The 20,905-nt window shown below is 56.9% G+C and carries 22 protein-coding genes; 2 read left to right on the forward strand and 20 right to left on the reverse strand.

Features of this window, described 5'->3' with window-relative positions; translation table 11 throughout:
* The 19 genes from CVV65_RS12425 to CVV65_RS12515 all read right to left on the reverse strand — a co-directional run bounded on the left by CVV65_RS12425 (position 1) and on the right by CVV65_RS12515 (position 18,479).
* Positions 1-390 carry a DsrE/DsrF/DrsH-like family protein gene (locus CVV65_RS12425; protein ID WP_100668394.1) on the reverse strand — a complete coding sequence of 130 codons (390 nt, stop codon included), beginning with the start codon at positions 388-390 and terminating at the stop codon, positions 1-3.
* Positions 391-431: 41 nt separating this feature from the next.
* Positions 432-836, reverse strand: coding sequence for a hypothetical protein (locus CVV65_RS12430; protein ID WP_133121297.1), 405 nt, complete (start codon positions 834-836; stop codon positions 432-434).
* On the reverse strand, positions 820-1,362 hold the full coding sequence (locus CVV65_RS12435) for a GAF domain-containing protein (protein WP_100668396.1): 543 nt from the start codon (positions 1,360-1,362) through the stop codon (positions 820-822). The genes CVV65_RS12430 and CVV65_RS12435 overlap by 17 nt, the downstream gene beginning before the upstream one ends.
* On the reverse strand, positions 1,362-1,742 hold the full coding sequence (locus CVV65_RS12440) for a DsrE family protein (protein WP_013076429.1): 381 nt from the start codon (positions 1,740-1,742) through the stop codon (positions 1,362-1,364). The genes CVV65_RS12435 and CVV65_RS12440 overlap by 1 nt, the downstream gene beginning before the upstream one ends.
* Positions 1,743-1,754: 12 nt before the next feature.
* Complete coding sequence (locus CVV65_RS12445; RefSeq protein WP_100668397.1) at positions 1,755-1,991, reverse strand: sulfurtransferase TusA family protein; 237 nt, start codon at positions 1,989-1,991, stop codon at positions 1,755-1,757.
* A gap of 31 nt (positions 1,992-2,022) precedes the next feature.
* Positions 2,023-3,072 (reverse strand): lipoate--protein ligase family protein, encoded by a 1,050-nt coding sequence (locus CVV65_RS12450; RefSeq protein ID WP_100668398.1) that lies wholly within the window; start codon positions 3,070-3,072, stop codon positions 2,023-2,025.
* Positions 3,073-3,123: 51 nt separating this feature from the next.
* Positions 3,124-3,597, reverse strand: coding sequence for a biotin/lipoyl attachment domain-containing protein (locus tag CVV65_RS12455; RefSeq protein WP_013076432.1), 474 nt, complete (start codon positions 3,595-3,597; stop codon positions 3,124-3,126).
* Between the two features lie 21 nt (positions 3,598-3,618).
* On the reverse strand, positions 3,619-4,053 hold the full coding sequence (locus CVV65_RS12460; RefSeq protein ID WP_100668399.1) for a glycine cleavage system protein H: 435 nt from the start codon (positions 4,051-4,053) through the stop codon (positions 3,619-3,621).
* Positions 4,050-6,191: a heterodisulfide reductase-related iron-sulfur binding cluster gene (locus CVV65_RS12465; protein WP_100668400.1), complete on the reverse strand. Its 2,142-nt coding sequence runs from the start codon at positions 6,189-6,191 to the stop codon at positions 4,050-4,052. The genes CVV65_RS12460 and CVV65_RS12465 overlap by 4 nt, the downstream gene beginning before the upstream one ends.
* Before the next feature lie 25 nt (positions 6,192-6,216).
* Entirely contained in the window at positions 6,217-7,161 is a 945-nt protein-coding gene (locus CVV65_RS12470) for an electron transfer flavoprotein subunit alpha/FixB family protein (RefSeq protein WP_198592022.1), read from the reverse strand.
* A gap of 31 nt (positions 7,162-7,192) precedes the next feature.
* The gene (locus CVV65_RS12475) at positions 7,193-7,960 is read right to left on the reverse strand and encodes an electron transfer flavoprotein subunit beta/FixA family protein (protein WP_100668402.1); all 768 of its coding nucleotides are present in this window, start codon (positions 7,958-7,960) and stop codon (positions 7,193-7,195) included.
* Positions 7,961-7,991: 31 nt separating this feature from the next.
* Positions 7,992-9,284 carry a (Fe-S)-binding protein gene (locus tag CVV65_RS12480; RefSeq protein ID WP_100668403.1) on the reverse strand — a complete coding sequence of 431 codons (1,293 nt, stop codon included), beginning with the start codon at positions 9,282-9,284 and terminating at the stop codon, positions 7,992-7,994.
* Positions 9,256-9,993, reverse strand: coding sequence for a hypothetical protein (locus CVV65_RS12485; RefSeq protein ID WP_100668404.1), 738 nt, complete (start codon positions 9,991-9,993; stop codon positions 9,256-9,258). The genes CVV65_RS12480 and CVV65_RS12485 overlap by 29 nt, the downstream gene beginning before the upstream one ends.
* 8 nt (positions 9,994-10,001) lie before the next feature.
* Positions 10,002-11,069: a CoB--CoM heterodisulfide reductase iron-sulfur subunit A family protein gene (locus CVV65_RS12490; protein ID WP_100668405.1), complete on the reverse strand. Its 1,068-nt coding sequence runs from the start codon at positions 11,067-11,069 to the stop codon at positions 10,002-10,004.
* A 41-nt stretch (positions 11,070-11,110) separates the two neighbouring features.
* On the reverse strand, positions 11,111-12,313 hold the full coding sequence (locus tag CVV65_RS12495) for a heterodisulfide reductase-related iron-sulfur binding cluster (RefSeq protein WP_100668406.1): 1,203 nt from the start codon (positions 12,311-12,313) through the stop codon (positions 11,111-11,113).
* A 53-nt stretch (positions 12,314-12,366) separates the two neighbouring features.
* Positions 12,367-13,143: a 4Fe-4S dicluster domain-containing protein gene (locus tag CVV65_RS12500; RefSeq protein ID WP_232796607.1), complete on the reverse strand. Its 777-nt coding sequence runs from the start codon at positions 13,141-13,143 to the stop codon at positions 12,367-12,369.
* 821 nt (positions 13,144-13,964) lie between these two features.
* Positions 13,965-15,389, reverse strand: a complete 1,425-nt coding sequence (locus tag CVV65_RS12505; protein ID WP_100668407.1) for a SpoVR family protein — start codon at positions 15,387-15,389, stop codon at positions 13,965-13,967.
* 13 nt (positions 15,390-15,402) lie between these two features.
* Positions 15,403-16,560 (reverse strand): sporulation protein YhbH, encoded by a 1,158-nt coding sequence (gene yhbH, locus CVV65_RS12510; RefSeq protein ID WP_100668408.1) that lies wholly within the window; start codon positions 16,558-16,560, stop codon positions 15,403-15,405.
* A 20-nt stretch (positions 16,561-16,580) separates the two neighbouring features.
* Positions 16,581-18,479, reverse strand: coding sequence for a PrkA family serine protein kinase (locus CVV65_RS12515; RefSeq protein WP_100668409.1), 1,899 nt, complete (start codon positions 18,477-18,479; stop codon positions 16,581-16,583).
* 197 nt (positions 18,480-18,676) lie between these two features.
* On the opposite strand from CVV65_RS12515, the gene CVV65_RS12520 reads away from it, so the two are divergent.
* Positions 18,677-19,825: a transglutaminase domain-containing protein gene (locus CVV65_RS12520; protein WP_157935511.1), complete on the forward strand. Its 1,149-nt coding sequence runs from the start codon at positions 18,677-18,679 to the stop codon at positions 19,823-19,825.
* On the forward strand, positions 19,812-20,099 hold the full coding sequence (locus CVV65_RS12525; RefSeq protein WP_100668411.1) for a hypothetical protein: 288 nt from the start codon (positions 19,812-19,814) through the stop codon (positions 20,097-20,099). Before CVV65_RS12520 ends, CVV65_RS12525 begins: the two co-directional genes overlap by 14 nt.
* A 43-nt stretch (positions 20,100-20,142) precedes the next feature.
* Here CVV65_RS12525 and CVV65_RS12530 read toward each other — a convergent pair whose 3' ends face one another.
* The gene (locus tag CVV65_RS12530; protein ID WP_100668412.1) at positions 20,143-20,901 is read right to left on the reverse strand and encodes a L,D-transpeptidase; all 759 of its coding nucleotides are present in this window, start codon (positions 20,899-20,901) and stop codon (positions 20,143-20,145) included.
* Between the last annotated feature and the right edge of the window lie 4 nt (positions 20,902-20,905).

Raw genomic sequence — 20,905 nt, forward strand, 5'->3', positions numbered from 1 at the left:
CTAGAACGTCACCGTGACATCGGCATCAAAGGCGTATTCGAGGAAGGCCGCCGCGCCTCCAACGGGACACCGATCGGGCAGTTGTTCCTGGGTGATCCCCATAACATCCATCGTCATTTGGCACCCCAACAGTTCCACCCCAGATTCCCGGGCCATGTCCAGCATTTCTTTAACGGAGGGCAGCCCCGCCTGCCCGAGAGCGGCTTGTAAGTGCTCTTTACCGGGCGGCATCTGCAGGGATTCCGGTGCCGTGAGGATGTTCAAACCCTCAAAGGTGAAGAAAATCTTCACTTCCGCGTCCATCGATGCGGCTGCCACCGCGATGTTCAACACTTTGTATGCGGTGTCCAGCGTGCCTTGAGACGCAATAATCGCCACGCGACGTGCCATAATCCTCTTCTCCTCCTTCATGAAACGGGGAAATCCCCTGTTCAAGATTGATTTTGCGAACGGCCATACTCTTCGACCAACTGATCAAACCGAGCGACCCACTCCGGAGTTTCGCAGCGGAGGATGAGTTCACCCACCGGCCGCTTATCTTTGAGCCTTCCCTGCAGCGCCAACTGGTAAGGTTTGTCCCGAGGTTCAATGACCAGCTGCCACCGGCCCACCGAAGGCGGGCGACCTGAACCCCGGGGGCCGAGTTCCGACATCATGTAGATCGTGTATCCTTCGATGGGCTCGTAATAGGGCAGATGATCATTGCGGCCAAAATTGATATTGCGCAGGACTTCGTGAAGAGTGTTCAGAAACTCCAGCCGGTCCTCGAACCAGGGGGCGAGATCGGGCAAAGGCACCTCGATCCTCCGGGTCATGTTCTCAAACCTTCCTTTCATCGTTAGAACCATCCTTGGGAGCTGCCTGTGAGCACAGTCCCTGTTTTGGCCACCGGTCTCCGACGCGCTTTGTGGCGGCACTGAAGAGTTCCACCTCAATCACGCTGAATCGATCGACTTGCTGCGATTTTACCGAGAGCACCCCCTGGACGATTCCGGATCGGATCACGGGCAGGGCCACTTCCGACCGGGTCCCGAGTCGGTCCCGGAGATTCCCGGGAAACCGCCGCACGTCAGCCACAATCTGTACCGCTCTCTCAAACGCGGCGGAACCTACCACCCCCTTTCCCCAGCCAATTCGAGGCACGGTGGGCGGACCTTGAAACGGCCCTAACGTCAGGTTCCCGCCCACACTTTCTGTGACATACCAGCCGAGCCAACTCAGGTCTGGAAGTTCATGGAACAAATAGCTCGTGACGTTGCAGAGTCCAGGCAGAAAGGCACCGCTCTCGTCCAACAGCCGATCCACCTCGGCGATGATGGCGGGGATGGAAACTTCGCCGCCGGACACCGGATCTTCTGCCATCAGAAACTCACCACCAAATCGGCCTCCAACAACATTTCGTTCACCGCGGTGCCCCCCACCACCCCATCGATCTCAATCAAATCTTCCACTGTGACATCGTTGAGGTCGAGACTTGGGGCGCAGACGTAAAATTTGACGCCAGCGTCCCGGGCTTGATCGATAAAAAACTGGAGATTCGCCCCTTCTCCCCCTTCCTTTACCTGAAGGGTCTCTGCGACGCCCTTTTTCAAAAGGCCCGTGGCCTTGATGGTAAAAACCATCGAGACGTCGTAGTCCATCAAAGCGGCGGTCGTAGCGAGAAAAAATGGCGAGGCCGCCCGGTAGGGAGCTTCAACCCCCGACGTATGAATGTATACACATTTCTTCGTTTCCTCGGACACGGACAATCCCTCCTATTTTGTACGTTTGATTCGATACACGTAGATCCCTTGATTTTCTGAAGCCTGCAAAAGATCGTGGCCGGTGGCCCGGGTCCAAGCTTCAAAGTCCGCCATGGAGCCGGGATCCGTGGCTTCTACTTCGATCACCTGTCCGACCTCGATACCCAGAATGGCCTTTTTGACCCGCACCACGGGCAGTGGGCATTTCAGCCCTTTCGCGTCAATTTTCAATGCGACATCCTCCGCCATGAACATCCACTCCTTTATAAGAGATTCAAAATCAATGGGTGACCCGAAAAGCCTGCATCAAATCCTCCACGCCCACCCCCGGGATCGACGCCTCTTCCATCAGCCACTCAGCCGCCAAAACCCACTCCTCTTCACAGACCTTGCGACCGATAAGCCGCTCGGAAAAACGCTCCAGGGCATCTTCGGGATATGCGAAGAAATCCCCCGCCAACAGCACATCGTCAAAAAGACCATCCCGGGTGCGGTAGATCAACCGGATGAGCCCGCCGGGGGCTTTGTGGACCCCTTCGTACAGGCGCACAGCCTCCGAGATCTTCACTCCGCTGCGAAGAATCCCTTCGGATCGGAAAACAAAAGGTTCGGAGAAGAGGAGTTCTTCGAACTCCCTGAGCGCTTGTTGCTCCCGTTGCGAAAGCCGACCGGCCCGGGCGGGTTCCTGGAGAATCGACGCGAATTCCTCCACTAAAATCGCTGTCACCTGCTCGCGATCCGGCAGCGGCTGACCTGCCAGTTCCCGGCGAATGGAGGTCATATATTCCGATAAGCCCGAAACCAGTTTATCGCGAAATTTTTCCGATGGAACCCGTAGGACCTTCGCCATGGCGTCGACGTCAAAATCCATCATGATGCTGCCGACCAGCACGATGGACGTGCCAATCGTCGCTGCGCCGGTACCCCCGATCTTGCGGGGACCCACCACGATGTCGTTGACCGGCCGGTGTTCGGCGGCAATTCCGATGCGGTGATACGCACGGACCGGCGCTTGCAGCCAGGTCTCATAGAGGCGTTGTACCGGAACCTGGGATTCCGGGAGAATGAGGTGCCAAAAAATCTGATCCTGATCCAGATACACAGCCCCGCCCCCCGTCATGCGCCGGCCAATGGGCATGCCCTGCTCCCGACAGTATTCGACATCGATTTCTCGACTGGTCACCTGATGAAAACCGGCGCATACGTACGGTGTGCGGGGGCTGACGACGATGAGGGTCGCCTCGTCGCCCGGGCGAGCCTCCCGGGCGACGGCATGATACACCGCCTGGGACCTCTCCGCCGAGACGATTCCCAGATTCAGATAGCGCATGTCCTCACCCCTTGCCCTGACCTGCCCATAGCCTTGAACGAAAACGTTATCCTAGACCGCTCCAGGGTTTGATTCATCTGAAGGGATACACCGAAGGCAGGTGAGCCCTTCCTCGCGAAGTTTTTGCTCAAAGAGTGGTACCGCTTGGTCTGCGGGCAGCAGGTTTCCTTGGGGCCACTCCTGGCTGGAGGGTTCCATCTGAACGATCCAGCCCTCTTCATAGGGACTGCGGTTGATCACATTGGGATCCTCCGCCACTGCGGGGTTGAGCCGCAGCACTTTACCCTGCAGCGGACTGGTGATGGGGCCAACCCACTTCCCCGATTCCACTGTAGCCACACTCTTACCGGCCCCGACGACCTTCCCGACGCGAGCTCGGATCTGCAAGATCTTGCCCGCCCGGGTCTGGGCTGGATCGGTCATCCCGAGCAACACGGTGTTGTCTTCGAGTCGTTTTACCCAGACATCGAGTTCAACATCGTACCACAGGTCATCGGGAAACTCGCACATCATCACCCTGGCCATGGGCTCATCTCGCCTCTCCCTCTAATGGCTGCACTTGATTCCCTCAGCTTCCAGCTTTTTTCGATACTCAGCAACCCCGTCCGCCCCGGTCGCCAGATTCTGGGAGTCGGCGCTCCAGTCCGCGGGCTCAACGCGAATCAACCAGCCCGCGCCATAGGGATCGGTGTTCACCAGGTCGGGCTGCCCTTTGATCTGTTCATTGATCGCAATCACTTTGCCCGCCACTGGAGTCGGGATCGTCCCGACCCATTTTCCGCTTTCAAGAGTTCCGGCGCTCTTGCCCCGGGCCAAGTTTTTCCCCAGGGAGCGCAAATTCACCACAATGATCTTGCCGGCCAAGCTCTGGGCCACATCGGTCATGCCCACCAACACCGTGCCGTCCGGCTCCGGTTTTGCCCACACGTGCTTGTCGATCCAGTAATAGAGGTCTTCCGGAAGAATGCAGCCATCGCTCATGTCACTGTCTCCTCCACTACTTCGTTCGCGAGCCCCAGGGCCTTTTCAAGCAGGAACACGAGATCTCCCACTTCCAACTGTCCTTCATACCCCGCCGTCTTCACGGCATCGGTATACATCACCAGATCTTTGGGGCAAGCGACGATGAAATGAGTAACTCCATCGAGTTGTTTCGCTTCTTTAATGCGACTTTCCGCCGGCTTTGTGGGATAGAGGGTATCTCCCATCCAGATTCTTCCTCCCCCCGCTCCGCAACAGAAGCTGTTTTCCCGGTTGCGGGGCATTTCCACCAAAGTCGCCCCGACGTGAGCGATGAGGTTGCGCGGAGGATCGAAGACTCGATTGTACCTTCCGAGATAGCAAGGGTCGTGGTAGGTCACTTTGACGTTCTGGGGATATTTCACCGGCAGCCGGTTTTCCCGGGCCAGGCGATCGAGAAGCTCCGTATAGTGCTCGATCTCCACCTCCAATCCGTGAGCCGGGTACTCGTTTTTGAGGGTATTGTACGTGTGCGGATCGGTGGTCAGGACCTTTTTGAACTTTGCCGACTGGATGGCCTTGATGTTTTTCTCCACGAGGGTTTCGAACAGCCCTTCCTCACCCACTCGCCGCACATCGTTCCCGGCGTTCCGCTCCGCTTCATACAAGATGCCAAAACTTACTCCCGCATGAGTGAGAACCCGGGCCAGAGCCTGAGCCACTTTTTGCGCCCGAGGATCGTAGCTCGCGTAGTCCCCGACAAACCAGAGGTATTCCACCTCTTGTTTTCGGGCGTCCGGGACGGGGACCCCCGCCTCCTTGACCCATTTCGCGCGATTGCGTTCCGACTGGCCAAAGGAATTCCCTTTGCGGGCAAAATTCATCAGTGTGGCCGACAGGTTGCCGTCCATCGTGCCTTGGTCGATGAGCGAGCGGCGCATCTGCACGATGATAGGAACGTGCTCAATCCCCACCGGGCAGGTTTCCACGCAGGCCCGACAGGTGGTACAGGACCACAAAACGTCGGGAGCAATCAGCTCTCCAGGTTCGAGGGCGGCGGAAACCTCTTGCGAAGACAGGTCCGACTCCGCCGCCGAGTGGCCAACTTTGGCCCCCGGCCTCTTCATGCCATGAAAACCACTGATCGCCTCCCGCAAATCCAGGATGAGGTCCCGAGGGGATAGTGGCGCTCCGGAGTTGCGGGCAGGACATACATCGTGACAGCGGCCGCATTTTGTACAGGCATCGAAGTGCAAGAGTTCTTTCCAACTGAGATTTTCAGCGGCGGGAGCCAGCGGCAGCCCCGGCTCGGTCTCTGAAGGCGGCGGTGGCAGGGCGATCCCGGCTTTCGGATTGCGTACGGTCAAACTCGCCCAGGACGCCAGCATGTGAACAGATTTGGCATAGGGTAGATAGGCAATAAACCCCAGTGCCAGGAAGGCGTGAACCCACCAGGTGATAAAATGCCAATCCATCGCCGTCTGGGGAGTCATTCCGGCTGCCCGGAACCCTTGGGCAACCAGGGATCCCACCGGGGAATAAGCCTCAAACCACGGCCGATCTGCCACAAGCCGGAACGCCTCGATCAAGAGGCCTGTCACGCCGATCAACAGAAGCTGACCGAGAAACCACCAGTCCTCTTTCTTGTAGTTCGAGCGATCCACCGGCTTGTTGTCCACCCGGGCGTAGTTCAGCCGGGCTACGGCAAAAAATGCCCGGCGCACCGCCAACATCCCCAGGCCGATGATAAACAGGACCATGGAAATGTCCATGACGACCGAGAAAGCGAGGAAAAAATCCCCTTTCCAAAACTGGAGTTTCGGTGCTATGAGTCTCAGTATGTCATTGTCAATGAAGATGATCGTGGTTCCTAGAAACAGAAAACCGAACGACCAGAACACAAATCCGTGGGCAATGCCGGTATAAAGGTCCCTGCGCCCGATTTTGCGACTGGTCAGCACCTCCGCGGTGGCCCGGATCAGCCGCTTGGGCCAATCCGGGTACCACGGCTGCCGGCGACCCGCCCGATAACGTTGGATCCGGCGAATGACGCCGTAAAGGAACACACCGATGGCGATGAATGCCAGGAAGTAAAAGGCTGGCACCAGCCACGTGTGCTCGAATCCTTCGAATACGGGCCGTTCAGCAACGGGATTCACGTGAGTTCAACTCTCCTTTCCCTGATCAAGCGCCTTTGACCTTCTCGGTGAGGGCGGGCACCAGTTCGAGAATGTCTTCAACGATTCCATAATGGGCAACGTCGAAGATTGGCGCCTTGGGGTCGGTGTTTACGGCGATGATGCAATCCGCGTCCCGCATACCTTCCAGGTGTTCGGGGGCCCCGCTGATCCCGAGGGCCAAGTAGACTTTGGGCTTGACTTTTTTGCCCGATTTCCCCACTTGCCGAGATTTCGGGAGCCATCCAGCATCGATGACCGGCCTTGAGGCCGACACCACCGCGCCAAGGGCTTCGGCCAATTCTTCCACCACCTCGATGTTGTCCTTGTCACCAATCCCCCGGCCGATGCTGACGAGAATATCTTGTTTGGTGATATCGACATCGGTGCTGTCGGGCATGGAGAGCCCCTCATACACCGTGGCTGCCGCCTCCGCTGCGGTAATGGTTTCCACCGTGGGGTTTCCTTGAACGTGCCCCCGCTCGGCATCGCCGGCACCAGCCAGGACTTGTAGGATGGTGAGCTCGGTCACTTCTGCCGTGGCGACCATTTTGCCACCGAGAATCACCGATTCCACCTGCCACCCCTGTCCCGCCGGTTCCACCTTCTGGACCGAGGCGATGGTCGAGCACCCTGCCCGGCTGGCCGCATAAGTAGCCACGTCCATCCCCACGGCGGTATTTCCCACAAGTACCAGGTCCGGGGATACTTGATCTATCGCTTGGGCCAAGGTTTTGCCCAGGGATTCCGGCAGGTAACGATTATCCGGATTGTCGGCCAACAGCACCCGGTCCGCCGCCCCCAGTTCCGAGGTGAGACCGGCGGGCATGACGGCGAGGGCTGTCACCGTGCCGCCATCCCCTGTCACCCGGCGCGCGAGATCGAGCAACTCGTATGTGATATCGGCAATCTTCCCGTCCAAGGTCTCTACGAAAACCAATGCTGTTGACATTCTCCCGCCTCCCCACATTAGACAGCTAGATTCAAGCGATCACTCCGCGTTCTTTTAGCAAGGCCAGGATCCGGGCGGCTTTCTCGTCCAGATCGCCTTCGATCATTTCGGCATGCCCCTCCGATACCGGAACGGCCATCTTCGTCACCCGGATTCCCGGAACCTCCGGCACCTCAACCTCCATCTCTTCCAGGGTGGCCGTTTTCATCATTTGCCGAACCCGGGAGATGGGGGCGTAACGGGGAGGTGTTGGAGACACTTGGATGCCGAGCACAGCCGGAGGGCGAACGGTCAGCGACGCTGTAATGCCTCCGGAGAACTCTTTTTTGACGAGAACCTGGGTGTCCTTGGCCTCGACCTCGGCCACAACGGTGACAAAAGGATATTCGAGCAATCCCGCCAACCACGTGGCCAACTGGCCGTCCAGGTCATCATTGGCCTGAACTCCGGTTAAGATGAGATCCGGCGTGGTCGCCGAGACGACGTTCCTGAGAATCTCGGCGTACTGGCGATTGCTCAAGCCCTGTTCGAGGCCGTCCCCCACCAGCTTGATGGCCCGGTCCGCCCCTTTTGCCAACGCCGTGTACAGGGCGTCGTCCACATCCCCGGTTTCGGCCGCGACGGCGATCACCTCGCCACCCGCCGCCTCTTTGATGAGAAGAGCCTGCTCTAATGCCTGTTCATCCCACTCGTTCAATTTCAACGCCACAGCTTCTCGATCGAGGCTGTCCCCGCTGTCTGACACGACGAGTTCTTCGACCACGTCTGGAACCAATTTCATCGGTACCAACATTTTCATAAACGTCCCCTCCCACCATTCGGTACAGCTTTTACTGGCCGACCTCGACCGGACTTTCCAGCAATCCGGCGGACTGGGCGAGCAATTCAGCGATATCCATCACTTCCAATTTTCCTGCGTTGCCGGTCGATTTTACCGCGTCCTCAAAACGCGAGACCTCAAAGGGACAAGCCACGGCGAGGATGTCCGCCCCGTACTCGATGGCCTCCAGCACCCGCCGTTCAGACAGGCGCATGCTCAGGTGGTCGCGGTTAAATCCATCCAGCCACATCCCTCCTCCGCCACCTCCGCAGCAATACGCGGTCTCCCGGCAGTGCCCCATTTCCACCAATTCAAGACCCGGGATCGCATGCAATAGCTTGCGGGGTGCGTCGTACTCCCCGTTGTGCCGGACCAGATAGCAGGGGTCGTGGAACGTGACCCGCTTTGGAATCGGGATTTTTAAATCCAACTCGTGAATTTTAGAAGCGAGATACTGAGTGTAGTGCACCGTTTGAAAGTTTCCACCCAGGGCCGGGTATTCGTGTAAAAACGCGTTGTACGCGTGGGGATCTGTCACCACAATCTGGTTGAACTGGTACTTCGAGAGCATCTTGATGTTATGCTCGGCGAGCATTTCGAATAGGCCGCGCTCTCCGGCCATCCGCTGGGAGTCCCCGGCACACTTCTCCTCGTGGCCGAGAATGCCAAAATCAACTCCCAGGGCATTGAAGATCCGCGCCAGAGCGATGGACGCGTCCTTGCCCCGGGGGTGGTAAGAGGGGTAGCACTCCACAAACCACAGGACATCCACCGGAGCGTTGTGTTTGCTCATGATGGGTACCGGTACCCCCGCTTGTTTCGTCCAGTCCGCCCTTTTCCGGGGGGACTCGCCCAGGGGGTTGCCGTAACGGGCTGTGGCTTCAAAGGCATCGAGCAACTCTTTCGGGGCTTTCCCCTCCAGCACGGCTTTCTCCCGCACCGCCGGCATGATTTTGATCATGTTGACTTCTTTCGGACATACCCGCAGGCAGTTCCGGCAGGTCGTACAGAGCCAGAGGTCCGGGCTGTCTAACAAGGAGGCGCCGAGTTGGGTACGGCGAAACACCTTGCGAGGCGAGAAATCGCCCACCGTGTCGATGGGGCAGACCCCCGTGCATTTGCCGCACTGGTAACAATATCCAAGGGACTCCGCCCCTTCGATGGAGGTGACCGTCTCCAAGGCGGATAGGTCGTACTCTGTGATAGGTCGCGGTTCAAACATCCGGTTGAACGAACCGGTGAGCCGCATGCCGTCGACAACCACTTCGAAGAATTCAAAGCTTTTGGCTTTCGCGTTGCTCAAGTTGCACTCCCTCCCCGTGCCGGATGCCCAGTAGGCCTTCCACGACTCTCGCGAACGGCGGCAGCACCTGGGTAAACTCAGTAGTCATGCGCCAGGATGTCACGGTAAACATATAAACCGCATACACCATGGACAAACAGATCAACGGACGGTGACTGTCCGGAACCCGCGGCAGCCGGTGAATCGACTCCAGCACCGCCCCCAGGAGCCCCATGCCCTGTGCAATCTGCCCATACTGCTGGCTGGGGGGAACCCTTGGTTCCATCACCCGAGGATCATCCAGCAGGAGAACGAAGGCGCCGGTCTGGTTGCCGGGGTTATACAGCCACCGCGCCCACCAGGGAGCGCGCTCAGGATTTGCAAGATAAAACCAATACGTCGCCCATTCCAGGGCCCACTTTGGCCGCTCCTCCCAGCTATCGACCAACTCCCAAAACTGCTGTCCATTCCCGCTTTCCGCCAGCCGAGCCAAGGCATAAGCCCGCTCTGCACCCCGCTCCCGTTCTGCCGCCGGCAGGCGTCGGGTGGCGGGAATCAGATGCCACGGCAGCTTCTCAGGGTCTCCTCCACTTTGTTGAACGAGGCCAAACTGTCGATCTGCGGACCGGAGGCGCTGATCCAGCTGTTCGGCCCACGACCCAAAGGCATCTTCTGGAATGAAAGGCTCGGCTTTATCCAGAAACTCCTTGAGCGCCTCCGCATCGATCATCACGCCGTTCACCCGACAGACACGCGTTGCAGCCGGTTCAGCAGCGCCACCGCTTTCATCGCCGCAGCCCCGCCCATTGAAATCGAATCCTCCAGGTCCTTTGGCCCAGCGGCCGCCCCGGCGACAAAAATTCCCGGCACGGGTGTGGAAACGGTGTCCAAGGGCCCCCCTTGGGTCGCCAGAAAGCCATGATCCTCCCGAGGAATGTTGAAAATACGGCTCATCTCGATCGTCCCCCGGGACGGTTCCATCCCCACCGAAAGAATAACCATGTCCATAAGGACTTCCACCGGCCGGCCCATCGTGGTGTCTTCCCCTTTGACCAGCAGCTTATCGCCTTTCCGGATGATCTCGGTCACAATCCCGCGCACGTAGTTCACTTTGTACTCTTCCTGAGCTTTCCAATAAATCTGATCTTCCCAAAACCCATACATCCGCATGTCGATGTAGAAAATAAAGACTTTTGCGTTGGGCAACATCCGCTTGATCTCGATCGATTGTTTGGAGGCGATCCCACAGCACACCTTTGAACAATATTTGTTCCCAATCTGCCGGTCCCGGGAGCCCACACATTGAATAAAAGCCACCCGCTCCGGCGGTTCACCCGTCGAAGGACGCACAATCTTGCCTTTTTTCATCATTTTTTCGGCGTCTACCAGGGTAATGACATCGTCGTACTCGTAGTAGCCGTACATCTGGGTCTCCCGGCCGGGATCGAAATGTTGAAATCCCGTGGCGATGATGACCGCACCCACTTCTTCTTCCACCTGGGCACCATCACCCCCCGCCAGAGTCACTCTAAACTCCCCGGCTCGCCCTTCGCTTTTGACAACCCGGGTCCCGAGCCGAACGTCCACCAAGGGATGTTTGCGAACATCTCCCAGTAATCCGGCCATCTCTTCCTCGGTATCCCGCAGGTCGGGGGTCAAGGTGGCGTAACTCGAAGCATAGGGAGTTCCGCCCAATTCATCCCGCGGTTCCACCAGAATCGCTTTTTTTCCAAGATCGGCGACGCCCCTCGCCGCCTCCAGGCCCGCGGGCCCGCCCCCCACAATCAACACGCTATCGTTCGGCATACCGGTTCCCCTTTCTGCATCGGAATCGGAACTCAGTTGGATTACATGACTGCTTCCCAAGTTAGCGTCTCCACCGCGCCGCTGCGGATTTTTTCAAGGTCTGTCTCGAATTCCGCCCACGCCGCTTCGTGGTCGATGCCCATCTTGTTGAGAAGGGCGGCGGTATCGGTGGAATGCCAATGCAGTTGAGCCACCCGATAAGGATGAGCACCCAAAGCCAGGGCGGCGAACTGGGATTCGGACATCACCGGCACCCCGACATTCCGGTCGTGGGCCCGGGCCGCGAACTGGCTCTTGTCGAGCGACGTCACGCATCCAGTGTCGTGGGTCAACACCACATCGGGATTTGCTTCTTCTTTCATCACTTCAATCTTGCGCAAGGTCGCAAAACTCCGGGTGAAATCGCGTTCCACGAGGATGTGTCGGAAACCAAATCCACAGCAGTCATACCACGTTGAATAATCGGCGACGTTCCCGCCCAAGGCCGTCACCACCGCCGTGACCACCGCCGTCCTCTGTCCGTTGTAAATTTCCGCGTCATAGATCGCATCCGCCCGCTGCAGTTTGTAATAGTGACAGGCTGGATGAACCGCTACTGTAATATTGGACACGTCCCGCACCCGCCGGGCGGCCAATTGATCCCGCACCGCATACATCCATTCGCTGTAATGTACAATCTCCTCGGGCATCACGAAGGGCCGCCCGAGCTTGTGCAGGATATCCCGAACCTGCCGGCGCAGATTCGCGTCGTGGACCAACTCGTGACGAACCTCTTTGTAATGGCCAAAGCTGGTTCCGCAATGAATGAGGGGATAATATCCTGTCTCATAGGCGGCGGCAAAATTCCGCATCGCCACCGCGGCTTGAGCGGCCTGGTTGGAGGTGGCAGAAGCGTAGTAATTCCACCCCGTACACGACGTTTGATCCCGGGGATCAAAATAGTCGTACCCTAGCAAACGATTAAGCCAAAAGATAGATGTGGAATAGCCCGGGATATGCCCGCACTGGCCGCAACTCTTATGGTGCCACGTTTTTTGGAGCGGGATCTTCTTCTTCCATCCGAACTTCGTGCGCACTTCCACATAAGGTTCGGGAACCGGCTGTACAATCCATTCCCCTGCCCTCCCCAATTCCCACACCGCTTCCCGGATGTCCTCATCCGGCGCCTCGTTGGGATCGGGTTCAAACACGCGCTGAGTGTCAACTTGCAAGACTCCTCCACTTTTCGCATCCCGGTCAGGCATCGATCCTCTTCTCCTTTCTCCTCGTAACCTGACAGAGTGATTGGCGATTCCCTTCAGTCGAAGGCGAGACCCATCTCCTCCAGTTCGTCTTCCATCAGCTCTTCGATAATGGCGTGCAACCCCTCATCCAGGGATGCAATCATATCGAGCGCTCCGGTCATTTTCCAGATCGCAAACAACTCCCGGGTGGTGCGCTCGTCTACCGCCCAGGAAGTCGCCGTGGTGTGCATCGTATCCGGCGGGAGCGCCTTGCGCCACGTGTCGAGGTTCCGGGATACCTCCCGCACCTGGGGCCCCCAATCCGGAAACGCGTCTTCCTGCAACATATCCGGGGAAACCTGGGTGCCGGTGGTCATAATCTTATAAATGACCCGGGTGTATCCCGCCAATGCCTCTTGTGTCGACCGCAGGCCGTTTTTCACCGCCACTTCCCGCATAATCGTGATCAAACCACCGGGGTTATTCTTGCGCGGACAACGCGTACAAGAGAAACATTGGGAGCAGTTCCAGACGTCTTCGTTCAACTGGACGTAGAACGTTTCAACGTCCTCTCGGGCCAGGGTTTGCGCGATCTTACGCGGGGAAAAATCGTAAAATCGCGCCGATGGGCAGGCCGCCACACAAATCCCGCACTCATAACAGCCATATAGATAATCATGGAAGCGGGGGTCGGCCTTTACTTCCGCAAAAAGCCTCTCTTTTTCTTCCAGTGGAATTTCGGTATAGCTCAAGGTCGCCGACGGCAATCGCAGTCCCCCCTCAACCGAAATGGTTCGCCGGTGGTGCAAATGGACATCGATATTCTGTGATGAAACTGTATAATCCCACACATCGACCTCCTCTGTGAAATCTGTACATGAATAAGGTTGACTTTGGTTTGATTCAAACTCTACCTCCTTTTCCGACTCCACCGATGCCATTGAACAGCTCAACATCTCTTGATGGCAACAAATTCTAGCGCGACCGTTTCATCGTCCAGGGTGAGTCAAAGGGTGCGACCTTTGCAGGAAGGGAAATGTTTCATCGAGGTGCTTCATTGAAGTGCTTCTATCGAGGTGCAACATCCAGGTGCTGTGTGGGTACCGCTTGGTACGAGTACGATACCCGGTAGGGTTCACTGTTTATTCACGGTTTTGATTATAAAGCACATTTATGGTCACGACAACCCTTTTTATTGTTTTTTCACTTATCTGTTTTATCTGCACATCCCTTTCGCCGGAAACAAAGCGGCTGCAGCTCACCGGCAAGCCACAAGATAGACGGATTACGCCCTCAATCTCGACACAAGTCATGGAGGCGGGATGCCGGCCCGACACGATCCCGATCCATTATGGCTTCACTTTAGACACAAACTCATTGGTGTACGTTTTCGAGAGGTCAATTTTCGCCGGATCGAGAACATTTCCATCCCCTCGGTTCGGCGAAACTGTTTGCTGCAAGCCAAAAAAAGGCCCGCACAAGCGGGCCCGGGGTGTAATGTGCAAGTTAACGGCAATGTCGATGATGGTGCCTCTTGCACTTGACGACCAAGATCTGACCTGGATGCAGACAGATGAAAATCTTCTTCGGTTTCCGCACCTATCATCACCACCTTCCCCCTGCTACATCTTATGCACCCGGAAACTGGACAGAGTGGACGATCGTTCCAGGATCAAAGAAATTTTCGATGGTTCTTTTTCCCGTCATAGCTAAAAAGGATCGCCCGGCTATCCAACACTGTTTCCAGATGAACCGGACGCCCCCACAACCGATACACATAAGGGAGCGTTTTTTCCACATACTTGACGTCCAACTCCACCCCTTCATACCGGTGCGTGAGATACAGCTCACCGTTTTGCAAGTAATCCCCGTCCTGCACGAGAATCACGGGAAATCCGCCGTTGACCCGGGCGGCGCACAGAGTGTCCCGCACTTTCTCCCAATCCGTCTCCACCACCCGCCACTCATTGCCCATCTTCTGGTAAAGATAGAGATTCAGTTCTTCCACCAGCTCTTTGGTCAAATAGTTGCGCAAAAAGGAGGTGTCTGTCTCGGTCTCCCGCACCTCAAACATCTTCGCCCGCCCTTGGCCGGGCCTCGCTCCAAAGCGCCGGCGGGCCTCCTCAGGCGGATCATTCCACCGTTTCTCGATATCCTCCCAGATGGCGAGCCCCACATAGTACGGGTTGATGGACGTCTTGGACGGAAGCACCACTCCGGAATGCATATGAGAAAAATCCACCGCTTCGTCGGAAGTGAGATCCATTTCTCTCATGATGCGCAAATGCCAGTAGGTCGCCCAGCCTTCGTTCATAATCTTCGTCTCGATCTGCGGCCAGAAATACAACATCTCGTCCCGCAGCACCGAGAGAATATCCCTTTGCCAATCTTCCAATACCCGGCTGTGCTCAATCAGAAACAGGACGAGATCCTTCTCCGGTTCCGGTGGAACTTTCCGCGGTATAGCCATTTCCGTCTGTTTCGCCGCCGACGGGGGCTGATCGAGCGCCCACAGATCGTCGTAGGGACTTCCTGGCTTCTCCGTTTGCTGCCCTTTCTCCCGGCGCTCCTCCCAGTCCCTGGGGCGGCGACGAAAAGTCACTGAAGGGTCGACGTGTTCCTGGATGGCGAGGGCGGCATCGAGAAACTGTTCCACCACATCTTTGCCATATTGCAGTTCGTAGCTCCGAATCCGCTCGGCACTGGATGCCATACTCTCGACCATGAACCGCGAGGTATGCGCAAAATGGGCGTTATTCTTAAAGAAATCACAATGGGCGAGAACGTGGGCCGCCACGAGTTTATTTTGCAACAGCGAGTTGCCGTCGAGTAAAAACGCGTAACAGGGATCTGAGTTGATCACCAGTTCGTAGATCCGGCTGAGGCCAAAGTCGTACTGCGTTTTCATGCGGTGAAATGCCTTGCCGAAACTCCAGTGGGAAAACCGGGTCGGCATCCCATACGCCCCGAAGGTGTAAACGATGTCCGCCGGGCAAATTTCAAAGCGCATCTCATAAAAATCGAGCCCGAATCCTCGGGCGAGATCCATCATCTGTTCGATGGCCTGTTCCAGCCGGCGTATCTCTTCCCGGTTCATCCCTCTCCCCTCCCTAGGACGCCTGCTGATCCGCCGCCGGCGAGAAAAATGTGGTTAAAGCCTTGTAGACATCCCCTTTCTCCCGGATCAAAACCGCCCGGAACTTCGGATTGTGAATGTGGCGATAAGCACTCATCAGCGTGGAGGTCCGCTGATACTGGTTCACTTCTCCGTAGCCGAAGATGTTACATTTGTCCATTAATTCATTGACCAGCTGGACACACCGCTCATTGTCCGAAGAGAGGTTATCCCCGTCCGAAAAATGGATCGGGTAGATGTTCCACCGCTTTACGGGATACTCATGATCCACGAGATCCAAAGCAAGTTGGTACGCGGACGAGCAAATCGTCCCTCCGCTCTCGCCTTTGGTGAAAAATTCCGTCTCACTCACGATTTTGGCCTCAGTATGGTGGGCGATAAACACAATGTCCACCTTTTGGTACTTGGTGCGGAGAAACCGCACCGTCCAGAAAAAAAATGTCCGGGCCACGTATTTTTCAAAGACGCCCATGGATCCGGAGGTATCCATCATCGCAAGCACCACGGCGTTGGAGCGCGGTTCTTCGATCTCTTCCCAGGTCTTATATCGCAGATCGTCCGGCGAGATGTGGTGCATACCCGGCTTCCCGTGCATGGCGTTGCGCTTCAGGGTTTCGAGGATCGTCCGTTTCTTATCGATGTTCGAGGACAGTCCTTTTTTGCGCACATCATTAAATCGAATATCGGTCACTTCTGTCTCGAACTCGTCCTTGGGCTTGAGTTCCGGCAGCTCCAGATCTTTAAAAAGAACTTCCTCGATATCTTCCACCGACACGTCGGCCTCGTAATAGTCGATTCCCGGCTGATCGCCGGCACCCGGACCGGTTCCCGGGCCTTGGGCGGGTTCGCCGTCTCTTCCGAGCACATCGCCGGGTTTGGCGTTCCCGTCCCCGGTGCCGCCATGTGCCTGTTTTTCGTAATTGAATCGGAAACGGTACTCGTCCAGGGAACGAATCGGCACCTTGACGATCTGCCGCCCGTCGGTCATGATGATGCTCTCCTCCGTGATGAGGTCCGGGAGATTCTTCCGGATGGCCTCTCGTACTTTGTCCCGGTGGCGCTGCTGATCCTGATAGCCTTTGCGGTGAAGGGACCAATCTTCCTTGGAAACGGTGAATCGAACCGGTGCCACGTTCCTCCCCCTCCCTTTCGCTATCGATTGAGCAAGCTGCCGGTGTACCGCAACAATTCGTTCGCGCAGATCGGACAATACCCGTGTTCCTCGATCAACTGTTTGGTGACTTCGTTGATTTTCTTGAGTTGCTGGACATCGGGCGTCTTGGTGGAAGTGGTGATCTTCACCACATCTTTCAGGTCAGCGAACAGCTTTTTTTCGATGGCTTCCCGCAGGCGCTCGTGGGAATGGTACTCGAACTTCCGTCCCCGGCGGGCGTAGGTGGACATGCGGATCAGAATTTCCTCCCGGAACGCTTTTTTGGCGTTTTCCGAGATGCCGATTTGTTCTTCGATGGAACGCATCAGTTTTTCATCCGGATCGATTTCTTCTCCAGTGATAGGATCTTTCAATTTATGCCAATTGCAATAAGCTTCGACGTTGTCAAGGTAATTTTCAAATAGAGTCCTGGCCGATTCTTCATAGGAATAAACGAAAGCTTTTTGCACTTCTTTTTTCGCCATGTCGTCATACTCTTTGCGGGCCACGGCGATGAAGTTGAGCAGCCGCTCCCGGTCTTCCTTGGTGATGGAGGGGTGCTGGTCAAGCCCGTCCTTCAGCGCGCGCAGGACGTCCAGAGCATTGATGCATGGAGTATCCCGCCGAATCAGCGCACTGGAGATCCGGTTGATGACATACCGGGGATCGATGCCGGACATGCCTTCATCCGGAGCTTCCTGGCGCAGCTCTTCAATATCCTTTTCCTTAAACCCCTCCACCGTCTCCCCGTCGTACAGGCGCATTTTTTTCACCAGATCCATACCTTGTTTCTTGGAGTCCCGGAGCCGCGTGAGCACCGAGAAAATCGCTGCCGTCCGCAGGGCGTGGGGGGCGATGTGCACATCCCTCAGATCACTCTGGCGCACTAGTTTTTCGTAGATCCGCACTTCTTCAGAGATGCGCAGGTTATACGGAATCGGCATGACGATTATCCTGGATTGCAGGGCTTCATTTTTCTTGTTCGCGATAAACGCCCGGTACTCCGCCTCGTTGGTATGGGCGATGATCATTTCGTCCGCGGAAATGAGCGCAAACCGCCCGGCTTTAAAATTTCCTTCTTGGGTGAGAGAAAGCAGATGCCAGAGAAACTTTTCATCGCATTTCAACATCTCCTGGAACTCCATCAGGCCGCGATTGGCTTTGTTGAGTTCCCCGTCGAATCGATAAGCCCGGGGGTCGGACTCGGACCCGTACTCGGAAATGGTGGAAAAGTCGATGCTGCCGGTGAGATCGGCGATGTCCTGGGACTTTGGGTCCGAAGGGCTGAAAGTGCCGATTCCCACCCGATCGTCTTCGGAAAGGAGCACCCGCTCCACGGGCACTTCCTCCACTCGGTTGTTGTACTCATCCTGGACCCGCAAGCGGCACGCGGGGCACAAGGTCCCTTCGATCTTGATCCCGAACTCCTGTTCAAAGTCCGACCGGAGTTCCGGAGGGATCAAGTGCAGGGGTTCCTCATGCATGGGGCACCCCTTGATTCCATACAACTCTCCTTCCTCGGTGCGGGAGAATTGCTCCAGGCCGCGCTTGAGCATGGTCACGATGGTGGATTTGCCCCCGCTGACCGGACCCATCAAAAGCAGGATCCGCTTTCTGACGTCCAGACGCCGGGCGGCCGAATGAAAATATTCCTCCACCAACCGTTCGATCGCGGAATCCAAGCCGAAAATTTCTCGTTCAAAGAATTTATAGTGTTTCCTTCCCTGCTCGTCGGTCTGCACACCGGCAGAGGCGATCATCTGATATATACGGGAGTGCGCAGACTGCGCAACGTGCGGTTTGGCTCGGACGATGTCGAGATAGTCTCGGAATGTGCCCTCCCAACGGAGTTGCTCTTCACGAGCCCGGTATTCCGACAGGCGGTCTAAGATGTCCATGATGTCTCCCCCTTTTCATCGGGCTCTTGCCCCGATCCTTTCCGGAAGGGTTGTGATTCTGTAAAATATATTCATGTCCGTTAGTCTGGTAGCACCGGTCCCGTCGTCCTGGGTCACAAAGTTGACAACGTCCTACGTATTCCATATATATGCGGCGCGATGAGTCCTGTTGCCGGCGAACCGGAGGTGGCTGCCCATTGGACCATAATTGGATCACTCTCATTGCGGGCTTTTTACTGCTATCTCCCATTGTCATCGGCTTGTGGCGCGGGTTGCCGGGTGAATTGGAATTGATGAAGTACAGTATTCGCTCGGCACTCGGATCTGTGCAGTGGATTCTGGCGTCCCTGGCCGCCCTGTGGCTTTTGCGGACGGTGGTTGCCCAAAACGCCTGGGGCATCCCTCAGTTGCAGTGGATCAGCCGTCAGCTTCACGGAAGTTTGATCGCGTGGGCCGTGGCGGTTCCGGTGACCGCGTTCTTGTTTTCGTGGATTTTGGATTTGTTGGCCCAACCGGTGATCGGCCTGGCCGTGGGCGTCCTTCACCGATTGCAGGGGTTGGCCTCTCGGCTGCCCAGAACGTTGAACCATGCCCTGGGTGGTCTTCTCCAGGTTCCCCGGGGCGCCCTTCACATGTTGGTGTTTGTGGCAGCCATTCATCTCATCCTGCCCTACATTCACGCCCCCACTGTAGAGGCGATGGCGAAGGAAAGTTCTTTGTACCGGTGGGCGGATACCCGGGTGGTGTCGCCGTTTCTGTCGAGCCCGATCGCGCAAAAAGTTCCTGTTCTCGGGGATCAAGCCAATCGCTGGCTGACCGAGTTAACCCAGGAGGCGGCCAACAACGCCCCGCCCGAAGCCCGGGGGTTCTTGACCTGGCAAACCCGCTTCCAATCGAATAGCCAGATCGATGCCACGGCCGGACAGGTGGTTCAGGGAGCGCGGACAGACCGGGAAAAGGCTTACCGACTGTATCGATGGATCGGGGAACACGTGCAGTACGATAATCAAAAAGCGGCCGCCATTGAACAGGGGCAGATTCAATCGCTATCCTTCGGGGCGATACCGACGTTTAACACCGGCAAGGGCGTGTGCACCGATTACTCTGCGCTCATGGTCGCCATGGGCAGGGCCGTTGGCCTTAAGGTCAAACAAGAATTCGGTACAGCGGTGTTACCCGATGGAAGCGGCGGACCCCACGCCTGGAATGTTGTCTATTTGGCGGACGAGAAAAAATGGATCCCCTGCGACCCGACGTGGGAACAGGCGGGGAATTACTTTGACAACCCGGACTTTTATGCAACTCACCGCCCGGATCATCAGAGGGGAGTCGATGCAGCTCAATGAAGCGGGTGAAAAGTGGATCGGTGGTTTGGGGCATACTGAAGGCGGAGGGATCGAGGTGGAAGATATTCGCCGAATCGTCGAACAAGCCGCCGGGGGAAAGCCGGTCTCCGTCCAAGTGCTGTCCTACGGAGCAACGGTGAAAACGGATAATGTGGAAACCCGCAAACAGGTGGCTCGCGCCTTGGAAGCCGCGGGCTTTGTTGTCCAACCTGTGTACGGCGAAGGAGAGGAGTTTCTTTATCACCTGAATGTCAGCCTTCCGGTCATGCACTGAGATATCCTAGGCGGCCCGGCCAGGATCGGCGGCCGCCCTGGATTCAATCGTGAATAACTACCTTCGTCCCAGGTGGAATATTGTCATAAAACCATTTGGCATCCGGCACCGAGAGACGCAGACACCCGTGAGACGCTTTTTGCCCCAGCTTGTCCGCCTCACTTTGAATGATCTGCTGATTCTGGTCCATGGGAACACTATGAAAGAGAAACTCGAGCCCTTTGAAAGAGACCCAATACATCGCGCCTTCTTTTTCTTGGGCGTTATAAAACCAGGTATCCCGCTGACCAATCTGGAAAGTTCCCCGAGGAGTCGAATTGTCCGGATTCGTGTCCAGTCCCGACGAGGTCGCCATAACCTTCAGCACCTGATTGCCATCTTTGATATACACCCGCTGCTGGGAAAGGTTGCAATCGATCCACAGATTCTTGCGCTGTTTCAGGGCTTCCATGGTCAGTTGGCTCGCGGGCACAAAATCCTCTGAATCCGCCCGCATGCCTCCACCGGCCCCCATCGTCTGCTGCATGGCCCCGGGTCCATGCCCCTGGCCGGCCCCCGGCCCCGCTCCCGGCGCAGGTCCGGGAGTCCCGGCGTTTCCCCCTTGACCCTGAACCGCCCCCGCCGGTTTCGTCGGGGAAGCCAATCCTCCGCCCGGCTGCCCTTGATCCGCCGAAGGGGCTCCCGATGCCCCGCTTGCTTGCGGGCCCGACTGGGCCCCGGGAGACGGCTGTGCAACCCCCATCCCACATCCCGCCAGCGTTAGGGACAAGGCCATCGTCACCGCCACGCGCCTCCGTCGCATTCCC

The sequence above is a fragment of the Kyrpidia spormannii genome (assembly GCF_002804065.1).
GTDB classification, from domain to species: Bacteria; Bacillota; Bacilli; order Kyrpidiales; family Kyrpidiaceae; genus Kyrpidia; species Kyrpidia spormannii.